The sequence below is a fragment of the Gilliamella sp. Fer4-1 genome, from assembly GCF_001690515.1.
GTDB classification, from domain to species: Bacteria; Pseudomonadota; Gammaproteobacteria; order Enterobacterales; family Orbaceae; genus Gilliamella; species Gilliamella apicola_C.
This window is the reverse complement of the sequence record NZ_LZGZ01000105.1, coordinates 1-2,078: the sequence shown is the minus strand read 5'-3', so window position 1 is coordinate 2,078 and position 2,078 is coordinate 1. Positions and strand designations below refer to the sequence as shown.

Here is a 2,078-nt window from a genome sequence, read left to right as displayed (position 1 = left end):
AAGTTTTAGGTAATAAATCTGCTGTACTATTTTAGGGGTAGTTACACGAGCGTTTTCATAAAAATATTTTACATGAGTTTTATATGGTGACATTTCGTAAAAAGCGCTATTCAGATTTAGAAACACTCCAAACAGATCTGGACAATTGGCTGCATTATTACAATAATGAACGAGCTCATCTGGGATACAGGGAAAAATGTGCTGTGGTCGAACACCAATGGAAACATTGCTTGATGGAAAACGGAACTGGGAAGAAAAAAATCTGAACCAGATTTAACCTGACAGAGACCCAATAAAAACTGGTAACTGTCGGATTAGGCTTGAGCTAGTACAATGCATACAAGTACTATTCTATGGGGACAATAATGTTTTCTTTTGCAACAACAATATTATTTTTTATAACGTAGCATTCGACCAGATGATCTCCAGTAAAACTGGTTGACTCAATTTTCTCTTTATTTCCATTATCATTAAGGATCTGCCCTCTAATACAATCTCTTCGTTCTGCTTCTTGACCTATGTTTAAGATTTTCCATTTTATAATATAGGGCTCTGGCACATCAATATCAGATGCAACAAAATTAAGTCTTTTATTTACTGATAATCTCCGAGTATGGGAACTTAGCCTGAATGGTCTAAATCCATTTTGTGTAACTATGCAATCTAATTTAAAACTATAACGAATATCTATAGGGTATTTATCTTCAATAAATTCTTCTGTATTACTAAAATTATAAGATAATTGAGCTCGCGATTCTGATAATTGTTTTGGTCTACAAGGGAATGCCGAACCATAGATTTTTCTCCATTTATCATATGCAATATCATTACCACCAGAATCAATAGCATCTAGGCACATTTCATAAGCTTTTTTTGCTGCTTGTTGAAACTTTTTTTTAACTTTAACTTGTTGGCGACTTCCTAATGCAAGATAATAATCTTGATCCCCTTGATCTTTTAGAAACTCAAAAAAATCTTTACTTAAATGATTATAGTAAGAAAAACTTTTATCATCATAATAAGTATTACTATTTAAGAAGTTATACGCTAATGTATCAATAAGTAATCCTCCCATGGCAATACCGTGATTATTTTTCCATGCACGCACCATTTTGCATAAGCAACGGAGATTGTTATTTTTATTATCAACAAACTCTTTCATTGCAGAAATTTCTTCACGGGGCTTAGTTATTTTCCAACTACCACCATCATAAGTGTCGGGATATTGAAAATTACCATCATCAAGTTCAAAAACCGGTTGTACCTCAATATAGAAATTATTAAATGTCACTGTTACAACTAATCTATCAACTTTTACCTCTGTTGTTGGATATCTACGTTGAATTACATCTTTAATCTCTTTTAGAAGTTTTGACTGTCCTCCTGAATTTTGATAGTCATACCATTTTGAATTAGGCATAATATAAAGCATATCTAGGTCAGAAATACCTTTAATAGCAGTCCATCTACCATAAGAACCAATTTGCAGCCTATTACTTGTTTTTGCGTCACTGCATCTATACTTCTTATTGAGACAGCAAGTAATTTCCTCATAACGAGAAGTAATTTGTTCAGAGTTATCAATTTTTAAATTAGCTAAAAACTCTTTAAACATATCAGTAACTGACATTATCAATTCCTTATCTAAGATTAGTTTTATTTTTTCTTAAAGCAGGTGGTAACATAAGATCTAATTCTTTTTTGGAAAAAGTTTGTTCTTCTTCATTTTTTAACACTTTCCGAGCTTCTTTATAACTTTTTGAATCAGTTTTTGGCGCATTCTTATAAATTTCATAAGTACGATTTTGTAACTCATCTCTTTTTTTAACCATCACACTCTTATCTAATTCATCTAAATCAGTGAGTAATGAAACATATTCCTCTCTTACCTTCCATAGTTCATGAGCAACTTTTTGATGCTCTTTAGTATGTTCGGATAAATTAGAATTTTTTAAGTACAAATTTATTCCCGTTAGTACGCCGGACAGCACTGCACTAATAGCTTTTGAGTAGAATTCATCATAAAAAAGTATAGATACAATTGAACAACTAATAATTGCAGATAGTATAATCTGAAC

2 protein-coding genes and 1 pseudogene are annotated in these 2,078 nt (G+C 31.6%); 1 reads left to right on the top strand and 2 read right to left on the bottom strand.

Translation table 11 applies throughout. The features are described from left to right. Positions 1-47: 47 nt before the first annotated feature. Positions 48-277, top strand: a pseudogene (locus A9G30_RS03905) (IS3 family transposase); the annotation flags it as partial. 69 nt (positions 278-346) lie between these two features. On the opposite strand, the gene A9G30_RS03900 reads toward A9G30_RS03905, so the two are convergent. Further along, complete coding sequence (locus A9G30_RS03900) at positions 347-1,630, bottom strand: SMODS domain-containing nucleotidyltransferase (protein WP_065588119.1); 1,284 nt, start codon at positions 1,628-1,630, stop codon at positions 347-349. A gap of 10 nt (positions 1,631-1,640) precedes the next feature. Continuing rightward, the coding region (locus A9G30_RS03895; RefSeq protein ID WP_065588118.1) for an SLATT domain-containing protein at positions 1,641-2,078 on the bottom strand (438 nt) is incomplete at its 5' end.

Bases quoted from the DNA above. Each gene is read 5' to 3' on its own strand.
- A9G30_RS03900 (WP_065588119.1), bottom strand. From the start codon at position 1,630: ATGTCAGTTACTGATATGTTTAAAGAGTTTTTAGCTAATTTAAAAATT.